We start from the raw sequence: 20370 nt of genomic DNA, 5'->3' as shown, positions 1-20370 counted from the left end.
TGAAGGCGGCACCGCCTTCATCTTTTGTGGTGAAGGAGAACGGAGATGCGAGTGATTTCAGGAGAACGAAAAGGGACCCGACTCAAGGCGGTCCCGGGGTCGGCGACACGACCGACGACAGATAAAGTGAAAGAATCATTATTCAACATCATTGGCCCTTATTTCGCCGGGGGAGATGCGCTTGACCTATACGCCGGGAGCGGCGGGTTAGGGATTGAGGCGTTGTCACGGGGATGTGACCATGCCGTGTTCGTCGACAAGCAACGAAAGGCGATCCAGACGGTCACAGACAATTTGAAGACGACACACTATGAGTCCAAAGCGACGGTGTTGCAACAAGACGCCCGGTCGGTCCTCGACCAACTCGTCTTAAAAGGACAGCCGTTTAAATTGATTTTTATGGATCCGCCATATCATGCGGAAGAACATGTGCCGTTTTTACACATCATTGAGTCGAACCGACTATTGACGGACAACGGGGTCGTCGTCTGCGAACATGGCAGCGATGTGACGTTACCGGATCAGGTCGGGCAGTTGGGAAAAATCAAGGTGCAGCGCTACTCGGACGTGATCACGATCAGCTTCTATGAGTATGCGGCGACCGAGGAGTGAGAACATGTCAAAACGTATCGCGATTTGCCCGGGGAGCTTTGACCCGATTACGAACGGTCATTTAGATATCATCGAGCGGGCGGCAGCCATCTTCGACGAAGTCATCGTCGCCGTGCTCGAAAATTCGAGCAAGGCACCACTGTTTAATGTAGAAGAGCGCCTGTCGCTCATCCGTGAAGTGACGACGCATTTGCCGAACGTCACCGCCGACGCGTTTGGGGGATTGCTCGTCGAATATGCAGCGAAGCGTGAGGCGGCAACGATCGTCCGTGGGCTGCGGGCCGTCTCTGACTTTGAATATGAACTTCAAATCGCATCCATCAATAAAAAGTTGAATGAGAACGTGGAGACGCTCTTTATGATGACAAACAGCCAATATTCGTTCCTAAGCTCGTCAATCGTGAAAGAAGTCGCCAAATACGGGGCGTCCGTCGCTGAACTCGTCCCTGAACAAGTCGAGCACGCCTTGCGTCAAAAGTATAAAGTGAGCCAAGGGCAATGAAGTCGCTCAAAATCGGCTTCGGGTTGCTCCTGGCCGTCTTGATTTTCTTGTTTGTGCCGCTCCCGTATTACATCACCTACCCGGGGGAAGCAACGACGATTGAAGAATTCATGACGGTCGAAGGCGGGGACAAAGAACCCGGCGAGCTACAGATGGTGACCATCTCGCAACGTCGGGCGACTCCGCTTTGGCTCGTCGGCAGTTGGTTCACGCCGTTCACCGATGCCAGCCCGGCCAGTCGATACTTGTATGAGGGAGAAGGGGAAGCAGACTACGAGCGAAGACAAGAACTGTTGATGGCATCGTCCCAGCAGGCGGCGATTCAATACGCCTATGAGTTGGCGGACGCCGACGTGACGGTTTCGTTCGAAGGGATGTATGTCTCCGCCCCGATCAGCGGGTCGCTCGCGGCGAACGTTTTGAAACCGGGTGACGTGATCACCGCCATCGACGGCCAGTCGTTCGCGTCGCGTCTCGACTTCATCGAACGTGTCGCTTCGTTCGAAGCCGGCGATGAAGTGTCCGTTACGCTCGAACGGGATGAACGGGAGCTGGAGGTCGATACGCTTATCCAGCCGCTCGACCGGACCGGCGACCGGGTCGGTCTCGGGATTTATGAACCGTTACCGATTCAAGACGTGCGCACAGTCCCGGAAGTCTCGTTCGAACTGACGAACGTCGGAGGACCTTCGGCCGGTCTTATGTTCACGCTTGAAATCTTTGATCAGTTGACACCGGGTGATTTGACAGGTGGGGCTGTGATCGCCGGTACCGGCACGGTCGATGAGACCGGGACCGTGGGACCAATCGGCGGGGCGTGGCAAAAAATCGTCGCCGCCGACCGGGCCGGTGCGTCGGTTTTCTTCGTGCCGGACGGATCAAATTACGATGAGGCGATGGAATCGCTCGATCGCCTAGACAGTGACATCAAAGTCGTTCCGGTCAAGACGGTCGAGGAGGCCATCGATTATTTGGAGTCAATGAATTGAGGGGTTTGTACGTGTTCGACGAGTGACCGATTTCCGAGAGGAAGGCGATACGCCTCGGTCACTCGAGCCTCGAACGCAAGGTCAGGATGGTACTTGCTCATGAGCGGTACGTCTTTTTTTATGCCTTTCAACACGATTCGTCCAATCGCGTTGAACGCGAGCGGGCGGACGTAAGGCACCTCATCGAAACGCTCTGGCAGCTCATCGCGGCGCCAATGGACGAGCACAGAGACGAGAGCACGTTGAATGGCGGTCCGAGTGTAGCGTCTCGTCAACAGTCGAGCGAGCGCCTGCTCGAACGTCGGCTCGAGACCGGCTTGAATCAAACGCGGTGATAACGAACTGTCGATGCCGACAAGTTGGTCGAGCACGTCTTTCGGGGTCGTCCGTAACTTGTACTGCAAGACGGGCCAATAGAGTGACCAGTGTGCCATCGACACGTCCGCAAACAGGGCTCTCGTGGCGTCAGGGACGGCCCGGACCATACCTGTCTCCAAGTAGTGGCCGCGCACCCCCGTGGCCGACATGACGTCTGAGACGCTTGGGTCATGGTATCCCGCACCGAGGCGACGAATCGTATGGAGCTCGATCGTCGTCGCCGCTTTCGCGTAGTGATAGGCGAGGATATTGTTCGGGAGCGTCAAGTCGAAATCGGGATAGAGCGCACCGAACGCCTCACTCGACGCTTTGGCCGAGGATCGTCCTTGGTCAAGCGCTTCTTTTAGTGCCGTCTGATAAGCTGGCGTCGCCTCGATGTTTGCGGCCGCGGCCCGTTTCACGGCTGTGATGTCTCCGCTCTCGCTTCCGAACGACAGGGTTTGGCACTGCATGCGTTCGGCGATGGCGACGGCGGCGCTTGCGAACCGGTCGGCACGTTGTACCCCGTAACGGGTCGGCAGTTCCACGACGAGGTCAATCGCGCCCGTCTGGACGGCCGCTTTCGCGCGGCTCCATTTGTCGAACGCCGCCGGTTCCCCGCGTTGGGTGAACTGGGCGCTCATGACGGCGATGACGGCATCGGCGCCCGTTTCGATCCGTGCTCGTTCAGCTTGATGGAGATGCCCGTTATGGAACGGGTTGTACTCAGCGATGATGGCCGTTTTTCGCATAAAATTACTCCTTTGCATTGTCGATTGGATTGGTGTAAGATGGATAAGTACGCTTTGGCAAAGCGCCGTCGTCAACTGATTTTAGTGTAAAGAAAAAACATTGACAAAACAAGTTGGCCTATCTATAATTCATATTGTTGCAATTGAGGTGATTCGGATGAAGTGGTCTATTGCACAGCTACTTAAGCTACGAAACCAGGGTGACAGTTTTGCCATCGACGAGATGGTCGAACTACCAGAGCTTACTCAGCTCCATCCGGATATCCGTTCGATTCGCCCGGTGCATGTGCACGGGGATGCGTCGTTCACATCTAATCAAGTTACATTCAATTTGAAGGTTCAAGGTGACCTGACGTTGCCAGATGCGCGTACGTTGGACGATGTCATCTATGAATTTGATATTGAATCGCTCGAGCCTTTCTTTTTGGAGAATGGGCGTTATACGGAGCAATTCGATGATGTCAATTTGCCAGAAGGAAATACGATTGATCTGCGACCAATCGTAAGAGAGCTCATCATGTTAGACGTCCCGATGCAAGTTTTCGGGAACGAAACAGACAAAACTCAGGTTGAAGGGGAAGGCTGGTCCGTCATTGACGAGCAGCCGGACGACCAACCAAAAATTGACCCGCGCCTCGCGGGCCTCGCCGACTTGTTCTCTAAAAAAGAGGACGAGAACGGCTAACTTTTCAAGGAGGTGGACAACGATGGCAGTACCATTCCGTAGAACGTCGAAAACTCGCAAACGTCTTCGTCGTACTCACTTCAAACTCAACGTACCTGGTATGAACGAGTGCCCGAACTGTGGCGAAATGAAGCTTTCTCACCGTGTATGCAAATCTTGCGGACACTACAACGGTAAAGAAGTAACAAGCAAATAATGCGAAAAGAAGCGGTCTCCTCGGAGATCGCTTCTTTTTTTCTTTTTGGGTCGTGGAAATAGATTGTGGTAAACTTTTGAGTGCAGACTAGACGTGGAGGGATGGCAATGAAGCCGATTAAACGAATTGGGATTATCGGGAACGGCGCCGTCGGCATGCTGATGGCTTCGCTGTTCGAACCGGATTATACGGTGACGCTCTATGGCCGTGTCGACGAGGCGACGACCGTGACGATCGAACGAATCGGCGTCACGAACGGGAAGGCTCATGTAAGCCTTTGTCCGGTGACGTCACTCGTCGAGTCGGAGCAGGACGTTTTTTTTGTGACGACGAAAGCACACCAGGTCGAGGCGGCGACGGAACGATTGTCAGGGGATGTGCCCGTCTTCATCTGTTCGAACGGGATCGCCCATCTCGACTACGCACGGAAACGAGGGTTTCATCTCGGCGTGGTCGAACATGGCGTGAGCCGCGACGGCGCCCGGCTCCAGCATACCGGGCTCGGGCGCATCCGGATTGGCAGCCTCGGCTCGCTCGAAGAGATGTCGTTCAACGCATCTCCACTCGATGTCGTCTGGGAAGCAGACATCGAGCAAGTCGTCACCGAGAAGCTATTCGCGAACGCGATCATCAATCCGATCACAGCGCTCTGTCGTGTCGAAAATGGTGCGGTCGCTTCGCCGCCTTGCCGTGACATCGCCGATGCCGTCTATGCGGAATTGTCCACATTGTTCGACCGGCACGTGCCTTATACATATATCGAGACCATCATTGAAAAAACGGCCCATAACCGGTCTTCCATGTTACGTGACATCGAAGCAGGGCGCCAGACCGAGGTCGACGCCATCTTGACACCGCTGTTGAAACGGGCCGACGAGCGAGGCATCACATTGACCGTCATTCCCGTCCTACAAAAATTAATTTTAGGAGCGAGCGTATCGTGCTAGTGTATATCGTTTCATTTCCACTCGTCATTTGGTTTATGGTGTATATGATACTTAGAAAAATTATGCCGAAATCGGTTAATACGTTCAAACTCGTCTGTGATGCCGGCGTGGTCCTATGGTTCTATGCGTGTGGGATTTTGCTCGAGGCGATTGTCGGGGTCGATGTGTTCTGGCTGCTGCTCGCCGTCTGTGCCGCCATCTTCCCTGCCAACGCCATTTGGCAGCGGGTTCGCCATGAGGATGTCGTCTATTCGAAGATGTTCGTGCACGGGTGGCGCCTATTGTTTTTGTTGCTCGTCCCGGCCCACTTCGTCTTGTTCACGATCGGCATCGCACGCGAGATGATGTATTAATTGTTTGAAAGGAAGTCGTTATACGTGAGGATAGAGTCGCTAGATGCCATGTACGCCCCGTCGTCTCCGATGATGCAGGTGGAGACAGGTTATTCGAAATGGCTGGACTATAAAGGGATGGACGAACTCGAGGCGAGGGCTGACGAACTGACCGGACGTTCGTTCACGCATTTGCCCGCGCTTGTAACTATATTGCGAGACCAACAAACCGTCCACGGTCCGATGTCTCCCGCGCTCGAATCAAAGCTCGACGCGTTGGCTCGTGGCGAGGCGTTGACGATGGTGACCGGACAGCAAGTCGGGGTATTCGGTGGTCCGTTGTTCGCGGTGTATAAACTGTTGACCGTGATCAAAAAAGCCAAACAGGCAGAAGCGAAACTGAACAAACCGGTCATCCCGATTTTTTGGATGGCGACCGAGGATCACGACTATGCGGAAATCAACCACGTGTTCGTGAGCCAACCGTTGTCGCGTCAATTGCGTAAAGAGGCGCTATCGACGGTCCCGCTCGCCGGCAAGGCATCGATCGGGGAGTTAGAATTCGATCGACTGAAAATTGAGCTCGTGCAAATGCTACAGCGTGTGCTGTTATCAGAGACGGAGACGCCATACACGACGACACTTTATCAAGAGCTCGTCGCCGTGCTCCAAGCGAGCCATTCGTTCGCCGAATTTTTCGGGCGGATGATGCGCCGGTTCGTCGGAGAAGACTTCATCCTGTTCGACCCGCACCAACCGGAAGTCCGGGCGCTCGAGCGCGATGCATTCAAGCGGTTGATTCGCGAACACGATCGTCTGAACACGGCGCTACGAGAGGCGTTCGAGGATGGCATGCCACACGTCGACTTGAACCGGGATGCGGCCCATCTGTTCTATCACGACGGCACACGCGAGTTGTTGACGAAACAAGACGGGGTGTTCACGACGAAACGAGGCCATCGATTCACCGAGGCCGAGTTGCTGCAACAAGTCGAGGAGCACCCGGAGCGGTTCTCGAACAACGTCGTGTCACGTCCGCTCATGCAAGACTTCTTGTTCCCGACGCTCGCTTATATCGCCGGCCCGGGGGAAATCGCCTACTGGCTTCAGTTGCGCCCGCTGTTCCATCTCTTTGGTTGGAACATGCCGCTCCTCATCCCACGGCTCGGGGCCGTCCTCGTTTCGACGAACGATGAGAAGAAGCTTGCCCAAGAAGGCGTGACGCTCGTCGATTACTTGACGAACCCGTTGCCGGACCATACGTTCGATGACGAGGCGTTCGACCAGAGTCTTTACGCCTACCGAACGCTCACGGAAGCGCTCGGTCGCGAAGCCGGGAAGCGGGGCCATCGATTTGACGCCAAGGCGCGACACGTACTTGATCGGCTCGCTGACGAGATGCGGGCCGAGGCGAAACGTGACCAATATCGGTTGAACAGTCGGCGGATTCATCTGTCGACAAGGCTCTTACCGATGGATGCGCCGCAAGAACGGATCTGGTCGATGGTACCGCTCTTGAATCGTCATGGCCTCGATGTGTTCAAACGGCTATTTGCCGCCTACGAACAGTCTGAATCGGAGCGATGTCTCGTTAAACTGTAAAATAAATACCATTGTTTTTTGATGGTTCCCTGAGCAATCAGGGAATCTTTTTTGTTTGTTACCTTTTTGTTTCCTCTTTTCGCTAAAAACCTATGCGGCGCTTGACATTTTTATGATAAAGTAAACGTAATAAAATAGTTGAAAAATGTAGGTTGAGAGGGTTTTTGTATGTTTGAGCATGAAACGGTTTTAAAAATGGAGTCCATTGAGGGATTGAATATTAAGCCAGACGGGATTTATGTCGATTGTACGTTAGGAGGAGCCGGTCACAGCGAAGAGATTGTCAAGCGTTTGACGACAGGCCATCTGTACGCCTTTGACCAAGACGACGTCGCGCTCAAGCACGCGAGTGAGCGGTTGGCTCCATATGAGGACCGGGTTACGTTCATTAAAAGCAACTTCGTCCATTTGAAAGATGAACTGCTGGCACGGGGAATCACCCAGGTCGATGGGGTATTGTTTGACCTTGGCGTGTCTTCGCCGCAGCTCGATGAGGCCGAACGTGGCTTTAGCTACAATTACGACGCGCCGTTAGATATGCGCATGGACCGTTCGCGTGAGCTATCGGCTTACCATGTCGTCAACGAATGGCCGTTCGGGGACCTTGCCCGCATCTTCTTTACATACGGGGAAGAAAAATTCTCGAAACAGATCGCCCGCAAGATCGAGCAAGCCCGTGCCGTCAAGCCGATCGAGACGACGTTTGAACTCGTCGAGTTGATTAAAGACGCGATTCCGGCGCCGGCACGACGAAAAGGCGGACACCCTGCGAAACGAACGTTCCAGGCGATCCGCATCGCCGTCAACGATGAATTGAACGTGTTCGACCGCGCCGTCCAAGACGCGATCGATCTACTCGCCATCGGTGGACGGATTTGTGTCATCACGTTCCACTCGTTAGAAGATCGGATTTGTAAGCAAGTCTTCAAAGAGAGAAGCCAGCATCCGCCGTTACCACCAGGATTGCCGGTCATCCCGAAAGAGTTTGAACCCGAGTTGAAGTTGATCACGCGCAAGCCGATCACGGCCGGGGACGTTGAACTTGAAGACAACCGCCGGGCCCGTTCAGCCAAGCTTCGGGTCGCAGAAAAACAAAAATAGACTGTACGTAGGAGGGATACCTGATGCCAGAAGCTGCTCGCAAGGCTTTGCAGCCTCAAATTTCGCCGAATCGCAATCCGATTCCGCAAGAACGACCAATACCAGCTCCAAAACGACGTACGTTGACTTTGTTCGAATCCATCCTGTACCCGACCATGATCTGTTCAGTTGTCTTGTTCGGTGGCATCACGGTATCGAAACATAACGAAGCGTACAACATCATGCGCGACACGGCTCTGATCACACAAGAGACGAACACGATCGCGAAAGAGAATGAAGAATTGAAGTATGAGATCGCCCAACTAAGCTCACCTGAGAGAATCTATGCGATTGCTGAAAAGCTCGGAATGCAATTCAATGAGAACAACGTCAAGGTGATTGACTGATGAATTCTCTACAACAGAGTAAAAAAAGAGTGGCGTGGGTGGCGATTGTTTGCTTCACACCACTCTTTTTATTTTTTGTCGGTTGGTTCCTTTATTTGTCCGTCTTCCAGACGTACAAAGGGGAAAACATGCTCGCCTTCGCCGAGGAAGAACGCTGGAAAGCGGTCAGTACGTTAAAAGCGGAGCGGGGCGAGATTTTTGATCGGTTTGGACAACCAATCGCCATCAACATCCCGTCGTACCGAGTCGTGGCCGTGTTGAAGCTCGGCGGCGAGCGGGTAGAAAACAAGACGCTCATGCCCGAAGCGTTTCCTGAGGCCGCGAAGCAACTTGCGACCGTGCTTCCGATGACGGAAGGTGACATCTTGAAACGGCTCGAGCAAAACAAAGACCGTGGGCAAATCGAGTTCGGCGTGCCGGGTCGTGATTTGACGGTCGAACAAAAAGAAGAGATTGAAACGTTCAAGATTCCCGGGATCACGTTCGTCGAAGAACCGAAACGCTATTATCCGAACAAAGTGTTCGCATCAAGCGTCGTCGGATACGCCCAAAAGATTGACCAGAATGGGCGGATCGAACTCGTTGGAGAACTCGGGATTGAAAAGTCACTCAATGACGTCTTGAGCGAGTCGTATGGGCTGTATCGGTTCGAGAAAGATTTGGCCGGCCGTCAACTCGTCTCGAGTGACGAGCAATTGAAGGTTGACCCGGAAGATGGGGCGGACGTCCAACTGACGATCGATCACCGCATTCAACAGCTGCTCGATACGAAGATGGAAGAGCTGTATAAAGAGTACAAGCCGAAGAATGCGACGGCGATCATTATGGACCCGAAGACCGGCGAAATCATCGCCTTGTCGGACCGCCCATCATTCGATCCGAACACGCGTGAAATCAGCTCATACAGCAACTTCTCGGTATCGTCCCGCTTCGAGCCGGGGTCGACGATGAAGATCTTCACGTTGGCCGCTGCCATCAACGAAGGTGTCTACAACCCGAACGAACTGTACAAGTCGGGTTCATATAAGTATGGCAAGACCGTATTCAATGATTACAACATTACCGGATGGGGTACGATTCCTATGGTAGAAGGCGTCTGGCACTCGTCGAACGTCGCCTTTTCGATATTGGCGAACGAACGGCTCGGACTCAGTCGCTACGAGGATTATTTCAAAGCGTTCAAGTTCGACCAACGCACGGGCGTCGATTTACCGGGCGAGGTCAACAGCCAGTTCGATTTCGAGAGCCCGCTCAACGTCTTGATCACAGCATGGGGTCAATCGACGGCCGTCACGCCAATGCAAATCTTGCAAGCGACGTCGGCCATCGCGACCGATGGGACGATGAAGCAACCTCATGTCATTAAAAAAGTCGTGAACCGTGAGACGGGCGAGACGATTCGGACGACGAATCCGAAAATCGTCGGACAGCCAATTACAGCCGAGGCGGCAAAACAGACGCGGGAAGCACTTGACGGCGTCGTCAATAGTGACGTCGGGACGGGGCAATTGTACGCCCTTGACAACTACCGCGTCATCGGGAAAACCGGGACCGCGCAAATTGCGGAGAACGGGAAGTATTTGAGTGGACAATATATCCATTCGTTCGTCGGCATGGCGCCGGAGGACGATCCAGAACTCGTCATGTATATCGCCGTCGACCGTCCGAACAGCGACTCGTCGACGACGGGACCACGCATCATGGCACCGCTGTTCAAAGACGTGATGGACGTCGCGCTCCGTTACCGGAGTGTCGAGCCAGACAAACAGGCGAAGACGATCGATGCGTCGACGAAGACGACAGAGTCATTCGTCGGGCAAGGCCGTGACGAGGCGGTGAAGGCGGCCAAGGCGGCGGCATTCACACCGGTGTCACTCGGCAGTGGCGAAACGGTCATCGCGCAAAGTCCGGTCGAGGGTCAACCGTACGTCGTCGGCGAGCGCTTGCTATTGAAGACGGATGAGTCGTTCACGATGCCGGTCTTGAAAGGTTGGTCGCTCCGTGATGTGAAACGGTTGGCGACACTTTACCAATTGAATTTAGAAATAGACGGTACCGGCTTCGTCACGTCCCAGTCGATTGGGAAAGGCAAGCCTGTCAAGACCGGGGCAACGTTAAAAGTGAAGCTCCAGTCACCGTCGAACTAACGCAAAGGGATGAAGAGGGCCTCGGCTCTCTTTTCCTTTGTCACAGGAGGAAATGGTTATGGAACAGTTGACGATACAAACACTCGCATCTTGGTTCGGCATGAAGACAGATGATACGCGTGAGGTGCGCCACGTCGCAACCGACTCGCGAGACGATAACGCCGACGGCTTGTTCGTCCCAATCATCGGGGCGCGTGTCGATGGACACGATTATATCGAGGCTGCCGTCAAACAAGGTGCGATCGTGACGTTTTGGGAGCAAGACCGGCCGTTGCCGGAAGGGATTGTCGCCATTCCGGTCGCATCGCCGCTTCAGGCGCTTCAAGAGGCGGCGGCCCGCTACTTGGCAGAGATTGATCCAAAAGTCGTAGCCATCACCGGATCGAACGGAAAGACCTCGACGAAAGATATGATCGCCGTCGTGCTCGGCGAGACGTTTAAGACACACAAGACGGCAGGCAATTTCAACTCGGATGTCGGCTTGCCGCTCACCGTGTTACGGATGCCACGCGATACGGAAGTCGCCGTCCTCGAGATGGGGATGAACGGATTCGGTCAAATTGAATTGTTGTCGAAGCTCGCTAAACCGGATATCGCTTTCGTCACGAATATCGGAGAGTCGCACGGAGAACAAGTCGGGGGGCGCGAGGGCATCGCCAAGGCGAAACTCGAGATCAAAGCCGGTCTGAAACCGGGTGGCGTCTTGATCGTCGATGCCGACGAGCCGCTCCTCAGTGAAGCTGGCGGGTACCGCGTCGGTTATGAGGCGACCGCTGACGGCAAACTCGAGGTCGTGGAGGCGACGTTTGACGCTTCGATTTTCCGATACAACAACGAGATGTATGAATTGAAAGTGCTCGGCGCCCACCAAATTCGCAACGCTGCCTATGCGATCGCTTGCGGACTCAAGTTCGGATTGGGACACGATACGATCCAACGCGGACTCGATCGGGTCCAGTTGACATCGATGCGGATGGAGAAGCGGATGTTCGGTGATGCGCACTTGATCAATGATGCCTATAACGCCAGCCCGACTTCGATGATCGCCGCCATCGAGACGATGAAAACACTTGAAGGGTTCACGCGACGTGTCCTCGTCCTCGGGGACATGTATGAACTTGGCGCAGATGAAGTCACGCAACACGAAAGTGTCGGCCGTGTCATCACGGCCCCGGTCACAGATTGCGTGCTCATCGGAGAGAAGGCGAAATGGATTGCGAACGGCATTACCGACCCGCGTGTGAACGTGACAACGGTGCCGACCGTCGAGGAAGCGAAAGTGCTTCTCGGCAGTTATCAACGCCCCCAGACTGTGATATTGTTAAAAGCATCGCGAGGACTGGCGCTTGAGCGCTTAGTTCAATAAAGAGAGTAGTGAGGTACGAACATGCTAATCAGTTTAATCGTCTTAATCAGTTCATTATTGACCGTATTGGTCGTCATGCCGCGGGCCATCCCGGCACTGCGTAACTTAAAGTTTGGCCAAGAAATCCGTGACGAAGGTCCGGGTTGGCATCAAAAGAAATCAGGCACTCCGACGATGGGAGGCATCGTCATTTTGCTCGCCCTCATCATCGGATTCCTCGTCTCGGTCGTCTTCGGAGAAGCCGTCGCCGGATTCGGGACGCTCTTGTTCGTGACACTCGCCTTCGGTGTGATCGGCTTCCTTGACGACTACATCAAAGTCGTCAACAAACGTAACCTCGGTTTGACATCGCTCCAGAAATTGATCGGCCAAATCGTCGTCTCCGTCCTGTTCGTCTGGTTCCTCTCACTCGGTGGGGAGCTCGACACGACGATTCAAATCCCGTTCACCTCGATCGCGTTTGAAACGGGTTGGTTCTATGTGGCCATCGTCATCTTCTGGCTTGTCGGTTTCTCGAACGCGGTCAACTTGACGGACGGTCTCGACGGTCTCGTCTCGTTCTCGGCCATCCCGACGTTCGCCTTCTTTGGCATCTATGCCCTCGGGCAAGATGAAGCCGGAATCGCTTGGTTCGCCTTCAGTGCCGTCGGCGCCTTGCTCGGTTTCCTCGTCTTCAATAAATACCCGGCAAAAATCTTCATGGGCGACACGGGGTCGCTCGCCCTCGGTGGTGCGGTCGCGGGTCTCGCCCTTATGCTCAAGCTCGAGTTGTTGCTCGTCTTTGTCGGTATCATCTTTGTCATCGAGACGCTCAGCGTCATTTTGCAAGTGCTCTCGTTCAAGACGACGGGCAAACGAATCTTTAAGATGAGCCCGATCCATCACCATTTCGAAATGGTCGGTTGGTCAGAATGGCGCATCGTCTTGACGTTCGGTGGAATTAGTTTGATCACGGCAGTCTTGTCGTTACTACTCATGTAATGGATGGTGGAAGACATGCAACAACAGTGGAACGATAAACGAGTCCTCGTACTCGGCGCGGCACGGAGCGGCATCGCCGCTGCCGCTTACTTAAGAAATGTCGGCGCGAACGTGACCATCAATACCGGGAGCGAACCGTCAACGGAAGAACGGATGAAAATCGAAGCGCTCGGCATCAACGGCGTCTTCGGTTCCCATCCGCTCGAATTGCTCGACACGACGGATATGATCGTCAAAAACCCGGGCATCCCGTATCACATCCCGCTCCTTCAAGCAGCGCTTGAGCGGAACATCCCGATCTATACAGAAGTGGAGCTCGCCTACTTGGCGACCGATGCCATGTTCGTCGCCATCACTGGTTCGAACGGGAAGACGACGACGACGACGCTCGTCCACGAATTGCTTAAAGGGGGAAGTCGTCCGGTGCATGTGGCAGGGAATATCGGTTTCCCGGCCATCGAAGTGGCATCGAAAGCGAAGCAGGGTGACGTCATCGTCATCGAGCTGTCGAGCTTTCAACTGATGGGCGTCGAACAGTTCCATCCGCAAGCGGCGGCACTGTTGAACTTGTCACCGGCGCATTTGGATTACCACGGCGACTTTGACTCGTATGCCGATGCCAAAGGAAACTTGTTCCGGAACATGACGGCCGCAGACCGTGTCGTCGTCAAAGGCAGCGACACGGAAGTGATGAAACGTGTCCCGTCCGGTCTTCCCGTCTCAACGTTCGGTTACGACAGTGGAGACGCACACGTAGTGGACGGTTGGATCACGCTTCATGGAGAACCGGTCATCCGCGTCGAGGACCTTGCCCTTGGTGGGGCCCATAACGTCGAGAACGTGTTGGCAGCCTTGTTGCTCGTCGAACCGTTCGACATTCCGCGAGCACACATCGAACGCGTCCTTCAGACGTTCGGCGGAGTGGCCCACCGTACAGAGAGCCTCGGGCGAGTGCTCGGCCGCCGGGTGTATAACGACTCGAAAGCGACGAACAACGTGGCCGCCGAAGCCGCATTGAACGGTTTCGAGGCCCCGATCGTCTGGGTGTGCGGAGGACTCGAACGTGGCGCCGACCTCACTTCTCTCGTTCCGGCGCTCGGCCGGGTCAAAGCGATTGTCGCTTATGGCGAGACAGCAGAGCGGTTCAAGTCGTTAGGTGAGGCCGAGCTGATTCCGTCGTTCGCGGTCGCTACGCTCGAGGCGGCGGTACCGCTCGCGTTCGAACAGTCGGCGACTGATGACGTGATCTTATTATCGCCGGCTTGTGCAAGTTGGGATCAATATAAGACGTTCGAAGAGCGCGGCGAACATTTCGTCCGACTCGTGAATTCATATGAGGAGGCCAATCGATGAAAGTTATGATTTCTGGTGGAGGGACGGGTGGACATATCTACCCGGCACTCGCTCTTCTCGACACACTCAAAGCGAGGCACCCGAACCTCGAGGTGCTTTATATCGGGACTGAGAACGGTCTCGAGGCTGACCTCGTTCCACGGGCGGGCGTCCCGTTCAAATCGATCCGGATTGCCGGACTAAAACGTTCTCTATCGCTAGACAACATCAAGACGGCGTATTGGTTCATTCAATCCGTCCTCACGTTACGTAAAGAGATGAAGACGTTTCGTCCGGATGTCGTCATCGGAACGGGTGGCTTCGTCTCAGGACCGGTCGTCTTTACGGCACAGCAGCTCGGAATTCCGACCATCTTGCATGAACAGAACAGCATCCCGGGCTTGACGAACAAGTTCCTCTCGAAGAAAGCCGACCGCGTCGCCTTGTCGTTCGCCGGTTCTGAGTCGCAGTTTCCCGGAGCCAACGTTCGCGTCATCGGAAACCCGCGTGGGAGCGAAGTGTTGAAGACGACCGTAGATGAGGCGGCCGTCCGTGCCGAGTACGGGATCGATGAGCGGCCGATCGTCTTGATTTACGGCGGAAGCCGCGGGGCAGAAGCGATCAATCGCGCTGTCATCGAAGCTATTCCCGAGCTCGCGGCTGAACCGGTGAACGTGCTCTACGTGACCGGGAACGTGCACTACGACAACGTCGTGACCACCGCGCCAACAGCTGAAAACGTCCATGTCTTGCCATACGTCTACGATATGCCTGAGCTTCTCGCTTGCGCGAGCCTCGTCGTGTCACGGGCCGGCGCGTCGACGATCTCGGAGTTGACCGCGCTCGGTCTACCGAGCATCTTGATTCCGAGCCCGTATGTGACGGCCGATCATCAGACGAAAAATGCGTCAGCCCTCGTTGAGAGCGGCGCGGCCGAATTGATCAAAGAAGGAGACTTGACGGGCGAGACACTCGTCAAGTCGATCCGTCACGTATTGGCACATCATACTGAGATGGCAGAAGCATCGAAACGGCTAGGATTCCCGCAAGCTGCGGAATCACTCGCCGACCTCGTCGAAGAAGTCCGCCGATAAAGGAGAATAGACATGGAGACACGTCAGAACACCGTTCGTAGTTTAGAAGACCGTATCCCGTATATGAAAGATCAGCGTCGTAAAAAAGCGAACCGACGCTTGTCGACCATCTTGATCTTATTCGCGGTGCTGATCGCACTCGTCGTATATATGCAGACGTCGGTCTCTGACGTGAAGGCGGTGAACGTGAACGGTCTGTCCTGGCTGACAGAAGCGTACGTGCTCGCCGGGACGGACATCGATACGTCCACAAAAATCGTTCAAGTGTCACCGAAGGAGATTGAACGAGAACTCCGCGCCGTGCCTGGCGTGAAAGATGTCGACGTCGACCGCTCATGGTATAACATCGTGACAATCGATGTCGAAGAAGAAAAGATGATCGCGTACTCGCGGACGGATCAAGAAGAAGTCGTGGTACTTGCCGATGGCTCGCTTCATCCGACTGGCGGTATCACCGACCCTGAGAAGTTAAAGGACGGTCCACTCTTGCGTGAATTCACGGATAAAACGGAACTCGAAAAAATCGCGACTGAGCTTGAACAAGTTGATGACGCGATGCGGGCCCGGATGTCGGAGATCGTGTTCTCGAAACAAGACGGGGAATCGACCCGATATGAGATTTATATGAACGACGGCAACACGATTCAAACGCCGACGTTCAAGCTCAGTCAAACCGTCTCCAAATACGGTGAAATCTATGAAAACATTCCAAAAGGACAACGAGGAACTGTCGTCATGGATGGCGGATATTATTTCGTCCCGTATGAAAAACCGAAAGAATAATCTGATATTTTACAGTCCTTAGACACATAAGGGCTGTTTTTTTATCGATTGTAATCGAATTGACACCCCAAAACCGCTTAATTTGTAGGATTCTACCTTTTCTCACTATCTTATTTGTTGTAAACTTAGACGTGAGATATCTTGCCGGACCTAACAATATTTTTGGATATCTGTAACAATGTAACGGAATTCAAGTTTAGAAATTAAAGCGCGGAGGTGTTTCCCTTTTGGAAGCGAATGGTTATGTGGCCGCATTGGATATAGGAACGTCAGAAATTAAGCTCGTCGTGGGTGAATTACTCGGGGGAACGCTTAACATTTTGGCGGAGGGGTGTGCCCCGTCTGCAGGAGTAAAACGTGGCGCCGTCGTCGACATCGATAAGACGGTTCAAGCCATCAAACAAGCCGTCGAACATGCCGAAGCGGCACTCGGTGATCAAATTCGGTCGGTATATGTTGCCATCGAAGGGGAACATATCCAAATCGCCCCATGTCACGGAATCGCGTCGGTCAAACGAGAAGACCAAGAAATCACGGATACAGACGTCATCGAAGTCATCAACTCGGCGCAAGTCATGCGCTTGCCGGACGAGATGAGCGTCATCGATGTGATCCCGTCGTCATTCACGGTCGATCAACAGACAGGTGTCGTCGATCCTCGGGGAATGCTCGGCTATCGTTTAGAGATGCACGGGAAGATGGTAACTGGTTCGAAGACGATTTTACATAGCATTCGTCGCTCCATCGAACGAGCGGGTCTGAAACTCGAAGGGTTCGTCCTCGGCAACTTGGCACTCGGTATGAGCGCGGCATCTGTCGACGAAATCGATCTTGGTATCGGATTGATCGATATCGGACATGAAAAGACAACCGTCTCTGTCTTCTATCGGGGCGACCTTGTCTACTCATATATCCTTCCTGTCGGAGGCGATCATATGACACGCGACTTGGTTTACAAGCTCAACTGTAAATACCAGGACGCCAAAGTGGCGAAAGAAGAATACGGACTCGCCCTTGAAGAAATGGCCGACGCATCCGAGGGCTTCTCGTTCACGAACATTAACGGAGAAGTCACGTTCGAACCGCAAGCAGAAATTAGTTATGTTTTAGAGGCAAGAATAGAGGAAATGTTTACACTTGTGTTGAATAGAGTGCAAAAGGTAGGCGTCCCGACGCTCAGTGGAGGATATCTCCTCTGCGGTGGGGCCGCTGCTTTACCTGGCATCCAAGAATTGGCGACTCGTGTTATGGGTCAAACGACGAGACTGTATCAGCCTTCGTCGATTGGCGTCAGACACCCGAAATACGCGACCGCGGTCGGCGTCCTCAAGTACGTGCTTATGAGCGATCATCACGTCTCGAAGTCACGACTTGAAAAGCCGGAAGAGCGCGTGACCGTCACGAAACCGGACGGCACGATGCCAAACGACCACGACCACGAACACGACGTGGATTTGGAGCGGGACGATCGCGAAACGAAAAATGGATTTGGCCGCTTAATGGAAAAACTATTTGGCGTGTAAACTTGACGTTGTGTTAACAATTGGAAATTACGTAGGGGGATACCTGAAATGATGTACTTTGATGAGGCGATTGACGCCGTAGCAAAAATTAAAGTAATTGGAGTCGGTGGTGGCGGTTCAAACGCCGTCAACCGTATGATCGAGCACGGAGTGCAAGGTGTCGAGTTCATCGCCGTCAACACAGACGCGCAAGCACTCAACATGTCAAAAGCAGACGTTAAGCTTCAACTTGGCGCGAAATTGACGCGTGGCCTCGGTGCCGGCGCAAATCCTGATATCGGGAAAAAAGCGGCAGAAGAGAGCCGTGAACAGTTGATTGAAGCGCTTGATGGCGCCGACATGGTCTTCGTCACAGCAGGTATGGGCGGAGGAACCGGGACTGGGGCTGCACCTGTCATCGCTGAGATTTCGAAAGAAATCGGAGCGCTCACGGTCGGTGTCGTCACAAAACCGTTCATGTTCGAAGGACGCAAACGGATGCAACACGCCCAACACGGGATTCAAGCGTTCAAAGAAAAAGTGGATACACTCATCGTTATTCCGAACGATAAGTTGCTTGAAATCGTCGAGCGCAATACGCCGATGATCGAAGCGTTCCGTGAAGCGGATAATGTCCTTCGTCAAGGTGTCCAAGGGATCACAGACTTGATCGCCATCCCTGGACTCATCAACCTCGACTTCGCTGACGTGAAGACGATCATGACAGAAAAAGGCTCGGCCCTCATGGGTGTCGGTGTCGCGACAGGCGAGAACCGTGCCGTCGAGGCAGCGAAGAAAGCCATCTCATCTCCACTTCTCGAGTCTTCAATCGAAGGCGCGAAAGGTGTCTTGATGAACATCACAGGCGGACTTAGCCTCAGCTTGTTCGAAGTCACGGAAGCTGCTCAAATCGTACAAAGTGCCGCTGATGAAGAAGTGAACTTGATTTTCGGTTCGGTCATCAACGAAAACTTGAACGACGAGATCATCGTAACCGTGATCGCAACTGAATTCGCAGAAGAAGCGCAAGGGACGAACCCGTTCCTCCAGCAACCGAAGAAAAAACCGGAAGCTGAAGTGAACCGTGAGGCTCAACCGAAAACGCAAGAAGCTGCGCCACAAGATGAAGGGAACTTCCATAGACCGGTCTATGGCGGGGACGTCCCAGACGAGACGATCAACATCCCAGCGTTCGTAAGACAACGCCGTAACTAAACAACAGGGGGGTGCCGGTTCTCGGCATCCCTTTTTTCTAAAAAAGGAGAATCATATGCGACTGTTACATACATGGGAAACCGAGACGGATCGCTACCGCGCCTACGTCACGACCCGGACCGATGGGCATAACGAAGGCAACGTCGGACTCCACGTCGGAGATGACCCGGATCGAGTCGTCGCCAATCGGAAGCAATTTTTCGAAGCGGCCGGTCTCGACCTCGCTGATTCGGTATGGGCCGACCAAGTGCATCAAACAAACGTCGAAGTCGTCGGAGACGCTGACCGAGGCAGAGGGGCGTACCGTTACGATGAGACGATTCCGGCGACGGACGGTCTCGTCACGACGGTTGACTCGTTACCGCTCGCCCTCGTGTTCGCTGATTGTGTCCCGCTGTTCTTTTGCGCCAAAGACCATGGCGTCATCGGTGTCGCACACGCAGGCTGGAAAGGGACAGTCGGTAACATCGTGGCCTCGATGACCGATGCATTTGCAACATTGGGCGTACCGGAACAAGATATTGATATGTTTGTCGGACCAGCCATCACGGCCGACCATTACGAGGTCGACCGCCGTGTCCTTGATGCGGTCGAAGCTGTCTCGCCGGCAGCTTATGAAGCATCAGTCTCGGACGAACAGGCAGGCCATGCCCATCTATCCCTGCAACGAGTGAACGAGACGCTCGCCGCTGAACGAAATATCGAGGTGACCCAATCGAACTTGTCGACCGTAGCCGATCGAAGCTTTTTCTCATATCGGAACGGAGATGCCAAACGTCGATTTGCGGCTGTCCTCGTCAAGGAGAAGAAATCGTGAGTATAGCGAATAATGTGAATCAAGTCAGACAGACGATCGACGTGCATCGGACCGATCAAGCGGTGACGCTCATCGCGGTCACGAAATCGGTCGGTCCCGACGTGGCGAACGCCCTTTATGCGGAAGGCATCCGCGACTTCGGCGAAAATCGTCCCGAAGGATTACTTGAAAAAGTCGAGCAGTTGCCGCCTGATGCCAAGTTTCATTTCATCGGCAGCCTGCAGACACGTAAAGTGAGACAAATTATCGACCATGTGGCAGCGATCCATTCGCTCGACCGTCTCTCGCTCGCCGAAGAGATCGATAAGCGCGCCCAAGGCGTGATCGATTGTTTCGTGCAAGTGAACATATCGGGCGAAGCATCAAAACATGGTCTCGAAAAAGAGGAAGTCATCCCGTTCATCGAGAACTGTAAACAGTATCCTCACGTGCGGATCATCGGATTGATGACAATGGCACCGTTCACAGAGGACGAGACGGTGATTCGGGAGACGTTCCGAAACTTGAGACAATTGCGCGATGACGTCGCAGGTCTTGCCTATCCGCATGCACCGTGTACCGAACTGTCAATGGGGATGTCGAACGACTACACGTTGGCGATCGAAGAAGGCGCATCGTTTGTTCGTATTGGAACCGTACTTGTGCAATAATATATTTTAAGGAGGAATCCGT

General features: G+C 53.9%; 21 protein-coding genes. 20 read left to right on the top strand and 1 reads right to left on the bottom strand.

Annotated features, from left to right (window positions below; translation table 11 throughout):
* Positions 1-45: 45 nt before the first annotated feature.
* The 3 genes from rsmD to FED52_RS09025 are packed head-to-tail and all read left to right on the top strand — an operon-like array spanning position 46 to position 2103.
* Positions 46-612: a 16S rRNA (guanine(966)-N(2))-methyltransferase RsmD gene (gene rsmD, locus FED52_RS09035; RefSeq protein ID WP_138859659.1), complete on the top strand. Its 567-nt coding sequence runs from the start codon at positions 46-48 to the stop codon at positions 610-612.
* 4 nt (positions 613-616) lie between these two features.
* Positions 617-1114, top strand: coding sequence for a pantetheine-phosphate adenylyltransferase (gene coaD / locus FED52_RS09030; protein ID WP_034777061.1), 498 nt, complete (start codon positions 617-619; stop codon positions 1112-1114).
* Complete coding sequence (locus FED52_RS09025; RefSeq protein ID WP_138859658.1) at positions 1111-2103, top strand: SepM family pheromone-processing serine protease; 993 nt, start codon at positions 1111-1113, stop codon at positions 2101-2103. The genes coaD and FED52_RS09025 overlap by 4 nt, the downstream gene beginning before the upstream one ends.
* Here the strand turns inward: FED52_RS09025 and FED52_RS09020 are convergent.
* A complete protein-coding gene (locus FED52_RS09020; protein WP_167491804.1) occupies positions 2082-3212 on the bottom strand; it encodes a tRNA(Met) cytidine acetate ligase in 1131 nt (376 codons plus the stop codon). The genes FED52_RS09025 and FED52_RS09020 overlap by 22 nt on opposite strands.
* Before the next feature lie 157 nt (positions 3213-3369).
* Between FED52_RS09020 and FED52_RS09015 the strand changes: the two genes are divergently transcribed.
* The 17 genes from FED52_RS09015 (at position 3370) to FED52_RS08935 (ending at position 20348) form a co-directional block, all read left to right on the top strand.
* On the top strand, positions 3370-3897 hold the full coding sequence (locus tag FED52_RS09015; protein WP_034777064.1) for a YceD family protein: 528 nt from the start codon (positions 3370-3372) through the stop codon (positions 3895-3897).
* A 22-nt stretch (positions 3898-3919) separates the two neighbouring features.
* Entirely contained in the window at positions 3920-4093 is a 174-nt protein-coding gene (gene rpmF, locus FED52_RS09010; protein ID WP_015881300.1) for a 50S ribosomal protein L32, read from the top strand.
* A gap of 107 nt (positions 4094-4200) precedes the next feature.
* Complete coding sequence (locus FED52_RS09005) at positions 4201-5040, top strand: 2-dehydropantoate 2-reductase (RefSeq protein WP_138859656.1); 840 nt, start codon at positions 4201-4203, stop codon at positions 5038-5040.
* Positions 5034-5393: a DUF3397 domain-containing protein gene (locus FED52_RS09000; RefSeq protein ID WP_084592783.1), complete on the top strand. Its 360-nt coding sequence runs from the start codon at positions 5034-5036 to the stop codon at positions 5391-5393. Before FED52_RS09005 ends, FED52_RS09000 begins: the two co-directional genes overlap by 7 nt.
* Positions 5394-5417: 24 nt before the next feature.
* Complete coding sequence (bshC, locus tag FED52_RS08995) at positions 5418-6974, top strand: bacillithiol biosynthesis cysteine-adding enzyme BshC (RefSeq protein WP_232939291.1); 1557 nt, start codon at positions 5418-5420, stop codon at positions 6972-6974.
* Positions 6975-7142: 168 nt separating this feature from the next.
* Positions 7143-8075 (top strand): 16S rRNA (cytosine(1402)-N(4))-methyltransferase RsmH, encoded by a 933-nt coding sequence (gene rsmH / locus FED52_RS08990; RefSeq protein ID WP_034777067.1) that lies wholly within the window; start codon positions 7143-7145, stop codon positions 8073-8075.
* A 23-nt stretch (positions 8076-8098) separates the two neighbouring features.
* Positions 8099-8461, top strand: a complete 363-nt coding sequence (gene ftsL, locus FED52_RS08985) for a cell division protein FtsL (RefSeq protein WP_235420168.1) — start codon at positions 8099-8101, stop codon at positions 8459-8461.
* 38 nt (positions 8462-8499) lie between these two features.
* Entirely contained in the window at positions 8500-10608 is a 2109-nt protein-coding gene (locus FED52_RS08980; protein WP_240731241.1) for a penicillin-binding transpeptidase domain-containing protein, read from the top strand.
* 58 nt (positions 10609-10666) lie between these two features.
* The gene (locus tag FED52_RS08975; RefSeq protein ID WP_240731240.1) at positions 10667-11974 is read left to right on the top strand and encodes a UDP-N-acetylmuramoyl-tripeptide--D-alanyl-D-alanine ligase; all 1308 of its coding nucleotides are present in this window, start codon (positions 10667-10669) and stop codon (positions 11972-11974) included.
* A gap of 21 nt (positions 11975-11995) precedes the next feature.
* Positions 11996-12955, top strand: coding sequence for a phospho-N-acetylmuramoyl-pentapeptide-transferase (mraY, locus tag FED52_RS08970; protein WP_034777072.1), 960 nt, complete (start codon positions 11996-11998; stop codon positions 12953-12955).
* A gap of 15 nt (positions 12956-12970) precedes the next feature.
* Positions 12971-14308: a UDP-N-acetylmuramoyl-L-alanine--D-glutamate ligase gene (gene murD / locus FED52_RS08965; RefSeq protein ID WP_240731239.1), complete on the top strand. Its 1338-nt coding sequence runs from the start codon at positions 12971-12973 to the stop codon at positions 14306-14308.
* Positions 14305-15381: an undecaprenyldiphospho-muramoylpentapeptide beta-N-acetylglucosaminyltransferase gene (gene murG / locus FED52_RS08960; RefSeq protein ID WP_138859653.1), complete on the top strand. Its 1077-nt coding sequence runs from the start codon at positions 14305-14307 to the stop codon at positions 15379-15381. The genes murD and murG overlap by 4 nt, the downstream gene beginning before the upstream one ends.
* 12 nt (positions 15382-15393) lie before the next feature.
* Entirely contained in the window at positions 15394-16164 is a 771-nt protein-coding gene (locus FED52_RS08955) for a cell division protein FtsQ/DivIB (RefSeq protein WP_138859652.1), read from the top strand.
* 227 nt (positions 16165-16391) lie between these two features.
* Positions 16392-17687, top strand: a complete 1296-nt coding sequence (gene ftsA / locus FED52_RS08950) for a cell division protein FtsA (protein WP_138859651.1) — start codon at positions 16392-16394, stop codon at positions 17685-17687.
* Between the two features lie 48 nt (positions 17688-17735).
* Positions 17736-18881, top strand: a complete 1146-nt coding sequence (gene ftsZ, locus FED52_RS08945; RefSeq protein ID WP_034777081.1) for a cell division protein FtsZ — start codon at positions 17736-17738, stop codon at positions 18879-18881.
* Between the two features lie 55 nt (positions 18882-18936).
* Complete coding sequence (gene pgeF, locus FED52_RS08940) at positions 18937-19698, top strand: peptidoglycan editing factor PgeF (RefSeq protein WP_138859650.1); 762 nt, start codon at positions 18937-18939, stop codon at positions 19696-19698.
* Positions 19695-20348 carry a YggS family pyridoxal phosphate-dependent enzyme gene (locus tag FED52_RS08935; RefSeq protein ID WP_138859649.1) on the top strand — a complete coding sequence of 218 codons (654 nt, stop codon included), beginning with the start codon at positions 19695-19697 and terminating at the stop codon, positions 20346-20348. Before pgeF ends, FED52_RS08935 begins: the two co-directional genes overlap by 4 nt.
* Positions 20349-20370 lie beyond the last annotated feature (22 nt).

This window comes from Exiguobacterium mexicanum, assembly GCF_005960665.1.
Lineage (GTDB): Bacteria > Bacillota > Bacilli > Exiguobacteriales > Exiguobacteriaceae > Exiguobacterium > Exiguobacterium mexicanum_A.
Note: the sequence above shows the minus strand (reverse complement) of the source record. Positions and strands in the feature narration are given on the sequence as shown.

What these genes read in the sequence shown, in the direction of transcription:
- rsmD (WP_138859659.1), top strand. Translation starts at nt 46, where the DNA reads ATGCGAGTGATTTCAGGAGAACGAAAAGGGACCCGACTCAAGGCGGTC.
- coaD (WP_034777061.1), top strand. Translation starts at nt 617, where the DNA reads ATGTCAAAACGTATCGCGATTTGCCCGGGGAGCTTTGACCCGATTACG.
- FED52_RS09025 (WP_138859658.1), top strand. Translation starts at nt 1,111, where the DNA reads ATGAAGTCGCTCAAAATCGGCTTCGGGTTGCTCCTGGCCGTCTTGATT.
- FED52_RS09020 (WP_167491804.1), bottom strand. Translation starts at nt 3,212, where the DNA reads ATGCGAAAAACGGCCATCATCGCTGAGTACAACCCGTTCCATAACGGG.
- FED52_RS09015 (WP_034777064.1), top strand. Translation starts at nt 3,370, where the DNA reads ATGAAGTGGTCTATTGCACAGCTACTTAAGCTACGAAACCAGGGTGAC.
- rpmF (WP_015881300.1), top strand. Translation starts at nt 3,920, where the DNA reads ATGGCAGTACCATTCCGTAGAACGTCGAAAACTCGCAAACGTCTTCGT.
- FED52_RS09005 (WP_138859656.1), top strand. Translation starts at nt 4,201, where the DNA reads ATGAAGCCGATTAAACGAATTGGGATTATCGGGAACGGCGCCGTCGGC.
- rsmH (WP_034777067.1), top strand. Translation starts at nt 7,143, where the DNA reads ATGTTTGAGCATGAAACGGTTTTAAAAATGGAGTCCATTGAGGGATTG.
- ftsL (WP_235420168.1), top strand. Translation starts at nt 8,099, where the DNA reads ATGCCAGAAGCTGCTCGCAAGGCTTTGCAGCCTCAAATTTCGCCGAAT.
- FED52_RS08975 (WP_240731240.1), top strand. Translation starts at nt 10,667, where the DNA reads ATGGAACAGTTGACGATACAAACACTCGCATCTTGGTTCGGCATGAAG.
- mraY (WP_034777072.1), top strand. Translation starts at nt 11,996, where the DNA reads ATGCTAATCAGTTTAATCGTCTTAATCAGTTCATTATTGACCGTATTG.
- murD (WP_240731239.1), top strand. Translation starts at nt 12,971, where the DNA reads ATGCAACAACAGTGGAACGATAAACGAGTCCTCGTACTCGGCGCGGCA.
- murG (WP_138859653.1), top strand. Translation starts at nt 14,305, where the DNA reads ATGAAAGTTATGATTTCTGGTGGAGGGACGGGTGGACATATCTACCCG.
- FED52_RS08955 (WP_138859652.1), top strand. Translation starts at nt 15,394, where the DNA reads ATGGAGACACGTCAGAACACCGTTCGTAGTTTAGAAGACCGTATCCCG.
- ftsZ (WP_034777081.1), top strand. Translation starts at nt 17,736, where the DNA reads ATGATGTACTTTGATGAGGCGATTGACGCCGTAGCAAAAATTAAAGTA.
- pgeF (WP_138859650.1), top strand. Translation starts at nt 18,937, where the DNA reads ATGCGACTGTTACATACATGGGAAACCGAGACGGATCGCTACCGCGCC.